This is a genomic window from Herpetosiphon sp. (assembly GCF_003512625.1).
In the GTDB taxonomy this organism is placed as follows: Bacteria; Chloroflexota; Chloroflexia; order Chloroflexales; family Herpetosiphonaceae; genus Herpetosiphon; species Herpetosiphon aurantiacus.
Map to the genome: position 1 here is coordinate 41139 of NZ_DOPT01000043.1, position 9612 is coordinate 50750.

Annotated in this window: 6 protein-coding genes; 5 read left to right on the plus strand and 1 reads right to left on the minus strand. The window is 52.1% G+C overall.

What is annotated here, in order from left to right; all coding sequences use genetic code 11:
* Window positions 1–2 precede the first annotated feature (2 nt).
* The 4 genes from DEF47_RS09555 to DEF47_RS09570 all read left to right on the plus strand — a co-directional run bounded on the left by DEF47_RS09555 (window position 3) and on the right by DEF47_RS09570 (window position 6742).
* Window positions 3–2879, plus strand: coding sequence for a GAF domain-containing protein (locus DEF47_RS09555; protein WP_012190990.1), 2877 nt, complete (start codon window positions 3–5; stop codon window positions 2877–2879).
* A 117-nt stretch (window positions 2880–2996) separates the two neighbouring features.
* Window positions 2997–4853 (plus strand): arylsulfotransferase family protein, encoded by a 1857-nt coding sequence (locus tag DEF47_RS09560; protein WP_012190989.1) that lies wholly within the window; start codon window positions 2997–2999, stop codon window positions 4851–4853.
* 135 nt (window positions 4854–4988) lie between these two features.
* Window positions 4989–6065 carry a hypothetical protein gene (locus DEF47_RS09565; RefSeq protein WP_012190988.1) on the plus strand — a complete coding sequence of 359 codons (1077 nt, stop codon included), beginning with the start codon at window positions 4989–4991 and terminating at the stop codon, window positions 6063–6065.
* A complete protein-coding gene (locus DEF47_RS09570; RefSeq protein WP_012190987.1) occupies window positions 6065–6742 on the plus strand; it encodes a DUF6915 family protein in 678 nt (225 codons plus the stop codon). The genes DEF47_RS09565 and DEF47_RS09570 overlap by 1 nt, the downstream gene beginning before the upstream one ends.
* Here the strand turns inward: DEF47_RS09570 and DEF47_RS09575 are convergent.
* Complete coding sequence (locus DEF47_RS09575; RefSeq protein WP_012190986.1) at window positions 6718–7614, minus strand: LysR family transcriptional regulator; 897 nt, start codon at window positions 7612–7614, stop codon at window positions 6718–6720. The genes DEF47_RS09570 and DEF47_RS09575 overlap by 25 nt on opposite strands.
* 174 nt (window positions 7615–7788) lie before the next feature.
* Between DEF47_RS09575 and DEF47_RS09580 the strand changes: the two genes are divergently transcribed.
* On the plus strand, window positions 7789–9519 hold the full coding sequence (locus DEF47_RS09580; RefSeq protein WP_012190985.1) for an FAD-binding protein: 1731 nt from the start codon (window positions 7789–7791) through the stop codon (window positions 9517–9519).
* Window positions 9520–9612: the final 93 nt, after the last annotated feature.

Here is a 9612-nt window from a genome sequence, read left to right on the forward strand (position 1 = left end):
CGATGAATGAGTTGCCATTACAGATCTTGGTGGTCGATGACGAGCCACGCTTAAGTGGTCAGTTGCGGTTGTTATTGGAAGGGCAAGGCTACAGCGTAACCACGGCGGTTGGGGGTGCTGCGGGCATTGCCACGCTCCAAGCAAGCGACGTTGATGTCGTGCTGACTGATGTCACCATGCCTGATGTTGATGGCTATACGGTGTTGCAATGGGTGCGCGAAAATCGCCCAGACATGCCGATTATCGTCATGACTGGCTATGGTTCGCTGGAAAGTGCCACCCGTGCGTTGCGCTTAGGGGCTTACGATTATATTTTGAAGCCCTTTTCGTTGCCAACAGTGCAAGCAGCCTTGAATCGCGCTTCGGCGGCGGTTTCCAAGCGGCGTGCCGATGGTCAGCGCACCGCCGAGCTTTCAGCAATTGCGGCAATCGCCCGCCAAATGGGGCGCTCGCTAGAGCCAGTGGCCATGGCCGATGCCACCTTGAGCGCAATTGCCGAATCAACTGGCGCTCAAGTGGCCTTGCTCTACACCGCCGCTGAAAATGGCATGCGCTGGCATTTATGGCGACACGTTGGCCTGAATGAGCAACTTATTCAACAATTAGCCGAATTATTTCCGCCCAGCCCGCTGAGCAAAGCCACAATCGTTTGGGAAGATCGTCCGCCTTGGTTGGCCGAGATGCCCTACGAATTGCTTCAAGGCCTGTGCAGCAGCGTTGGCGGCAAAGTCGCTTGGGGCGCATTGCCACTCGATGCCGGCCCGCAAGCGCTTATGTCGCTGGTCTTGGTTGGCTCAAGTCGCAAAACTCAAGCTTGGTCGCCGCCATTTCTCATTTCGTTGGGCAATGCCTTGAGCATGGCCTTGGTCAATACGCGCTTGTTCAATGCAGTGCGCGAGGAACGCGACCGCTTGCGCTTGCTCTATGGCATCAGCCGTGAGTTGGCTAGCTCGCTCGACCCCGATCAATTACTTTCGCGAATTATTCAACACACGGTGGCAGCAGTTAACGCCGAACGTGGCAGCATTATCATTTCATCGCAAGATGGCCGCACGACTCAGCGGATTGTTGCCCGTTATGGCATGGATCAATCGGTGACTGAATCGGTAGCGGCGGCCTTGTTGCAAGCCGGGCTTTCGGGCTGGGTCTTTCGCCAACGTGAAGCCGCGCGAATTGCCGATGTGCGCGTTGATAAACGCTGGGTCGAATTGCCCTCAACTCGTGGTCGGGTGCGTTCGGCCTTGGCAGTGCCCTTGTTGCGCGAAGATCAAGTGCTTGGCGTGATGACCTTGACGCACCCACGGATCGATCATTTTAGCGCTGCCGACTTGGAATTGGTGCGTTCGGTTTCGGCTCAAGCAGCCGTCGCGATTGAAAATGCCAATTTGTTTGCTGAGCTAGAGCAGCGGGTATTCGATCTTGAGGGCTTAAATTCGACCAGCCGCGAATTGGCTAGCTCGCTTGATCCATTGGAAGTAGCGCGAAAAGTGGCTTATCGCTGTGCTGAAATGCTCGATGCCTCAATGGTAGCATTGCTGCATGTCGATGATAAACAAGGCACATTGCCCTTGGTTTCCTTGATTAACGGCCAAGAACAGCCGTTATTGAAATTGGGGCCGATTAGCGCTGCTCTGAATGATCCAGAACCTGTGCTATTAAACTCGGCTGGCAGCCAAATTGAACTGTTGGTGAATAACGAAGAACCCTTGGGCGAAAGCTGGATTGGCGTGCCCTTGATGCTGGGTGATGGGATCAACGGCTTATTGATTGCCGCCGATGAGCGCCGCGATGCCTTCGATGCTTACGAACGACAATTACTCACAGCCTTGGCAGGCCAAGCAGCGGTAGCAATGGAAAGTGCGCGACTGTATGTCACTGCATCCGAGGAGCGAACGCTCTTGGCAGCAGTGATTGAATCGGTCAGTGATGGCATTTTGCTGACTGATGAAGGCCAAATTGTGGTTGCTAACCCTGCCGCTGGCGCAATTGCGGGCGTTTCTAATAGTCGCTTGGTTAATCAACCCTTGCTGACCTTCTTCCCAATGTTGGCAATGCTAGCTCGCCGCGAAGATCACGAAAGCAAAGAAATTGCCATCAGCAACCGTTATTATGCGGTCAATACTGCGCCATTGCAAAACAGTTCCTTGGGCGGCCAAGTGATCGTCTTGCAGGATATTACCCATTTCAAAGAGCTAGACCAAATCAAGAGCCGCTTTGTTTCGATGGTTTCGCACGACCTCAAGTCGCCGCTGACCGCAATTCAAGGCTATGCCCAATTGGTTGCCGACGGGCATATGGGCACGGTCAACGAGATGCAGCGTGATGCCTTGCAAGCAGTTGTGCGCAACACAGGCGCAATGACTGCCTTGATCAGCGATTTGCTCGATTTGGGCAAAATCGAAGCAGGGATTGGCATTTCGCCGCAAGAAACTGATTTGGCGGTGGTGTTGCGCGAAGTTATCGACGAGCTGAAATTGCGGGCCAAAATGGGTCAAATCAGCGTCCAGCCTGAAATTCCGCCCAGCTTGCCCTTGGTGGCTGATCCCTCGCGGATGCGCCAAGTGTTTACCAACATTCTTTCGAATGCAATTAAATACACGCCAAGCGGGGGGCAGGTCCAAATTCGCGCCAATAATGGCGATGCTAAAATGCATGTGCAAATTCAAGATAGCGGCTTAGGAATTCCCGAAGATTCCTTGCCGCATATTTTTGAGCGCTTCTATCGTGTCAAGCGGGATATTGATTCGCCGATTGAAGGGACTGGCCTTGGCTTAGCAATTACCAAAAGCATTGTCGATGAGCATGGCGGCACGATCGAGGTGCAAAGTGTGATCGGCGAGGGCACAACCTTCAATGTATATCTTCCCCAACACAAATAAATTCAGACAGGGCAGCCCAAACTGCCCTGTTTTTTTATGAGCATCGCCCCTTTGATGCTCGCTTAAACCTTAAGGCAGCCCAGTTGTGGGTTGCTTAGCCTAAGGAGGAAGCTAGCAATGCGACAATTATTTGGATGTCTTTGCATCCTGATCGTGGTGCTGAGTTTCAGTTTTTCCCCGCGCCAGCCAGCCCAAGCGGCTCCGATGATCGAGTATCGTGATCCTGCTCCCTTTTCTAAAGCGGTAAAACCCACCAACACGATCGCGATTCGCTTAGGGCCAAGCCTGACCAAAGCCGCCGTTGCAACCGTAGAATTTCAGGTTGTTGGCTCACGCAGTGGTTTGCATGCAGGCGACGTTGTGCTAGCCGAGGATCAACGCACGGTTATTTTTAAGCCAGCCAGCCCATTTGTGTTTGGCGAAACCGTGCGCGTATCGATTAAAAGCAGCGATATTGCCGAGCTTGATCAGCAAACATGGTCGTTTGAAGTAGTTGAGCGCTTGGTTAAACAAACTGATCAGGTCAAGCAACTGCAAACTGAGCTTGCCGCCGAATTGGCTACTCAAGCTAAAGCAGCACAACCAAGTGGTAGCAGCCCGGTCTTGCGCACTGTGCCCTTTAATCTGCCGCCGTTGACGGTTACGCTAGCGATTAGCAATACCCCTGGCTATATTTTTGTTAGTCCATTTAGCTGGATCAGCAATGTCACGCCCAATCGCTATTTAATGATGGTTGATAACACTGGTGCGCCAATCTACTACAAGGGGCTAGGTAGTGGCCGCTTTTCACTCGATTTTCGCAAAATTGCCGAGGATAAACTGGTCTATTTCGATACCAGTACCCTCAGCTACCACGTGATGAATCAGCAATACCAAGAGCTTGGCCAATATCGGGCTGGCAATGGCTATCAGATCGATTTTCATGAATTTTTGATGCTGCCAAATGGCCATGTCATTTTTATGATCTACGATGATATTCCCTATGATTTAAGCCCTTACGGCGGCGAAGAGAATGCCATCCTGACCGAATTGGTGTTGCAAGAGCTGGATACTGCTGGTAACGTCGTCTTCCAATGGCGCTCGACTGAGCATATTCCAGTTTATGATAGTAGCCATAGTTTGGCTGGAACGGCTCCGGTCGATTATATTCATGGCAATGCGATTGATGTTGATACCGATGGTCATTGGCTGGTTTCAAGCCGCCATACCGACGAAATTACCAAGATTAATCGCCAAACGGGCGCGGTTATTTGGCGCTTAGGTGGCGAGGGCAATCAATTTCTCTATTTGGAAGATAGCCCGCGATTCTACCATCAGCATGATATTCGGCGCTTGGCCAATGGCAATATTATGTTGTATAACAATTGGAACACCTTGCCCCGCTCGCCGGATTCGTTCTCGGCGGCGCTGGAATATGAGATCGATGAAGTTGCGAAAACTGTGCGTTTGGTTAAGCGCTATCGGGCAACTCCCGACTATTTTGCCACAGCGATGGGCAATGCGCAACGCCTGCCCAACGGCAATACTGGCATCGGCTGGGGCAGCATTCAGCCCTTGTATACCGAATTCAACTCTCAAGGCCAAGCAGTTTTTGAATTAACTGCGGCGGCACCGATGGTGAGTTATCGCTCGATGCGCTTTGAATGGCAAGGTGACCCACCATGGCCGCCAACTTTAGTGACCCAAAGCCTTGCTAACACCACCAACTTATACTATAGCTGGAATGGTGCGACCGAAGTTGCCGATTATCAGGTGTTTACTGGGGTTACTAGCACAACCTTGAGTTTGCAAAATACCACACCCAAAACTAGCTTTGAAACCAATACGACGGTGGTTAATAGTGACCATTGTTTTGCCCAAGTCCGTGCCCGTAATAGCCAAGGCACAGTTTTAGGTTCCTCGGAAATTGCCTTCTTGGCCAGCGATACCTGTACTCCTAACCGCATGTATTTGCCAGCCCTAACCACCCAATAACTGTTTGAATCGCTGTGCGGCACTGTCTTGGGCAGTGCCGCACAATACAAATCGTATCTTTTTGGTATATGTGACAGCGGTTGACACAAGCTCTTGCTATAGCTAGAACGATTGATCTAGCGAGAGTATCGAATTGTGGCTGAATTCCCCACCTTGCAACTCCACCGCCAAAGTTTGCTGAATGCGTTTCGCGATGTACAAGCCAAAGGCCTCGATACACTACGAGCCTATGAATGGGTTAAACTCGCTCGTTGTGCCTACTATTTGCGTGATCCACTGGCCTCAACCTATTTGCAGCAAGCGGCAGCCCAGCAAGCTATCCCGATGGAGTTTCAAATTGCTAGCTTAAATTTCTATCGGATGGCTGGCGACCAAGCGGCGCTGCAGGCTTGTTTTCGCCAGCTGCCAACCAAACCTGCTGGCTCAGGCCAATGGGCGCAAGCAACCTATCAATGGGCCTACTTTCAAGCGCTATTTTGGCTGGGCGATGATCGCGAATGTATCAAGCGCTACCACCATGAAGCTTCGCTGCAAACGATCGCATTAGCCAAAATCTTAGCGCAATTGGCTGAAGCCCGCTTAAATCGCAATGCCAGCCAAGCTTTGGCTGTGGCCCAACGCCTCGCTGAGGCCATTCGCGAGGAGCGGCTTGAGCCATGGAGCAATCTGCCGCTAAATCTGTGGGATTTGTATGAGCTTAGTTGTCAGCTCCTCGACCCACCGCTGAGCATCGATGCCGCCTTGATTCAAGCAACCGTTAGCCCAGCCCAACGTTTGCTTGAGCTATTGCAAGCCGAGCAGATTGTTGCACTCGAATGGGCAATTTACAACAATGACGATGAGGCTGATATTGGCTATCGCAACTATACCCTCGCCGATGGCACGACTACATCGTTCGGCACAGGCTTTGTCAACCAAGAATTAGAGCGTATGGTTTGGGACATTATGAATGTTGATTGGGGTGTTCATATAGACCCCAATCAACAATTTGGAATTTATCGGCTTGAAGTGGCGAAGGCGGTGGTGCAGTATATGGGCGAGCTTTGGACAAGCTATGATTTTGAGGAAATGGAAGCAGACGGCTCGATTAATGAGACGTATTTGGTCGTTCAGCATCCTACTGACCCCGAATTGTATATGATGTATTTGCCAGAAGTACAACGCCAAACTGTCGATTTAGCGCGTTGGAATGGGCAGAAACGAAGGTATTGATGTCGCATCCCTATTATCACGCTCGCAGTGCGGCCCAACGTTGGGGTGGTGTGTGGCAAGATTATTGGCCGATTGAACATTGGTTTGATAGCAGCAAAAGTTATTGTATCGACCCACGCCATCGTATGCTGCTGCATCAGCCCTATGGCATCGAATTGTGCTTGGAAATTTTTGGCGAGCTTTGGCAACGCCCTTCCGATCACCAAACCGTGCCAACTGAGCTGATCGCCATCCAGCATATTCAAGAAGATTTTGCTGGCACTGTGCCAAGCCTTGAACAATGGTTTGACCACACAACCACGCCTGCTTGGCTGCGCCCAAGCACAGCAATTGCTGCAATGTGTGTCGAACGCTTTGTCGGCAACCAAGCCGATTACCATAGCTTTGAAACCTGGTTCAATCGGCCACAGCGCTATGGCGATGATCCGCGCTATAAACTGTTGGTGTTGAATACATTCGCCGCGTTTTTATGCGAACAAACCTTGGGAATCGTTTGGCAACGTCCATCCGATGCCAAGCAAATTCCGACGCGCATTATTGCCGAGGCGATCATCAACCGAATGTGCGGCGGCTATATTCCTGCACCGTTGGAAATATTAAAATTCACTCCAGTCAAGCCATGGATGAGTCAAGGAGCCAAAGCGCTTTCACGTCAATTTGCTGAAGCACTGGGATAATGTTGGCTGACCCATTCGTGCAGCACCCGATGTAGGGCGGCGGCAGCAGGCGAGGGTTGGCGTTGACTATGGCGGATCAGCCGCAAGGTGCGTTGCAATCCGCCAGCGTCGATCATCAAGGCATGCAAGCCCATGCGCTGATCGATGGCTAATTGAGGCACAACCGCCACGCCCAAGCCTGCGGCAACCAAACTCACCACCGTATCCATCTCGCCGCCATCGAGCACAATTCGCGGGGCGAAGCCTGCTTGCTCGCAAAGTTGCAAGGTATAATTGCGCAGCTCGTAGCCCTGCGGAAACAAAATAAAGCCCTCATCACGTAGCTCGTTGGCGGCAATGCTCTGGCGTTGGGCAAAACGATGTTGTAAACCAACCGCCACCACCAACGGCTCGCTCATCAAGGTTGTTGATTCAACTCCATGCACCAAGGCCGAAACAATCGCCAAATCGACCACCCCAGCATTGAGCAATTCGACCAACTCGCTGGCTCCGGCCTCGTGCAATTCAAGCTGAATCCCGCGATAGCGCCGATTGAAAGCGGCCAAGGCTTGGGGAATGAGCCGCGTGCCCACGGTTGGCGTAACTCCCAACGAGACATGGCCCACCGTCAGATCAGCACGAGATTGTAAGGCATGGCGGGCTGCTTGAAGTTCGGCCAAGACGCGTCGCGCATAGGGCAACAATAATTTGCCAGCATCGCTTAATTCAACCCCTCGGCCAACCCGATCAAACAAATGTACCCCTAATTCTTGCTCAAGCGCTCGTAAGGCTTTGCTTAGCGATGGTTGGGCGATGTGTTGTTCGTGGGCGGCCTTCGTCACATTGCCCAAGCGAGCCACCGCCTCAAAATAGCGCAATTGGCTTAATTCCATGGTTGCTCCTTGATAATTGATAGCCCAAGGCTATGATTCCTAGAGCAATCATATCTTAGACGTAGCGATTTGTTAACGGTAGAGTGTTTAACAACAACAAAATCGCCTTGGCGCAATACGGGGCAATAGTTGATTGATTGGGCCAAGGCTTCACGCTACACAACGAGGTATGCTATGCGGCAGCGTTATACAACTGATGTTTTGGTGATTGGCACAGGTGGGGCAGGCTTACGCGCAGCGATCGAACTGCATGATCAAGGCTTGCAGGTCTTGTTGGTGGGCAAACGTCCTAAGACCGATGCGCATACGGTGTTGGCGGCTGGCGGCATCAACGCAGCCCTAGCGACGGTCGATGTTGACGATACTTGGGCGATTCACGCCGCCGACACCTTGCAAGAAGGTCGCATGCTGGGCGACCCGCGCATGGTCGAATTGCTCTGTCAACAAGCCCCCAAAGCGATTGCTGAACTTGAGGCTTGGGGCATGCCCTTTGCCCGAACTAGTTCAGGATTGATCGATCAGCGCTATTTTGGGGCGCATCGCTATCGCCGCACCTGTTTTGTCGGTGATTACACTGGGCTTGAAATTATCAAAGCCTTGATCCGTGAAGTTGAGCGCCGCCAAATTCCGATTCTCGAACGCGCCTATATCAGCGATTTGCTGCATACTGGCAATCGGGTCAATGGCGCATACGGCTTTTGGCTAGCCGATCAACGTGAGTTTGTGATCGAAAGCAAAGCCGTGATTTTGGCGACGGGCGGCCATATTCATAGCTATCAGCGTTCCTCGTCGCGGCGGCGCGAAAATACTGGCGATGGTATGGCCTTGGGCTTGCAAGTCGGTGCATACTTGGCCGATATGGAGCTGGTGCAATTCCACCCATCGGGCATGATCTTCCCGCATGAATTGGCTGGAACCTTGGTGACTGAAGCGGTGCGTGGCGAGGGCGGGCGACTGTACAATCGCCATGGTGAACGTTTTATGCAGCACTACGACCCTGAACGCATGGAATTATCGACCCGTGATCGGGTGGCTTTAGCCAATTACACCGAAATTATTGAAGGCCGTGGTACTGAGCATGGCGGGGTTTGGCTCGATATTAGTCATATTCCAGCAAGCTTAATCCACGAGCGCTTGCCACGCATGGTTGAGCAATTTCAGGCGGTTGGGGTGGATATTACTCGCGAAGCCATGCAAATTGCGCCAACTGCCCATTATTCGATGGGTGGCTTGCAGGTCGATCCCTTCAGCCATGCCACCAATGTGGCTGGGTTATATGCGGCAGGCGAGGTTACGGCTGGCGTGCACGGGGCCAATCGGCTAGGTGGCAATAGTTTGGCCGAAATTCTGGTGTTTGGGCGGATTGCTGGCCAGCATGCTGGCGAATATGTGCGCCAACACAGCGAACAAAGCCTGCATGAAACCCAAATGCAAGCCGCCGCTGAGCGTTTGGCTTGGGCCAGCCAACAATCAGGAGCCGTCCAACGCAGCTTAATCGACCAATTGCAACAGCTGGTTTGGCATGGCGCTGGCGTGGTACGCAACGAACAAACGCTCGAAGCCAGCCTTGATCAACTGCATACGCTGCGCTTTCAAGCTCAACAACACTCGGTTGGCACAGCCGATATCGCTGCAACTTTAGATTTACAATCGATGTTATTGACTGCAGAAGCCACAATTTTAGCGGCCTTGATGCGCCCCGAAAGCCGTGGTGCGCATCAACGTAGCGATTACCCCGCGACTGATCCGCTCTGGCAGCGCACAATCGTGATTAAGCCCTATCGTGATGAACACGAACGCTTGCGGCTGCAACTGGATACCCAATTAATTCCCACTGCCAGCGAGCAAGTGCAAGCGGCCTTCAATTATCAAGAATATAGTATGGCTGGACGTTTGGTTGAATAGTTGGGTTTGGGCCACAAAGGCAATGAAGTGAAGCTTTTGACTGTTGATTGGATTTTTTCCTCACCTCCTAACCCCCTCCTTTCAAGGGTAGGT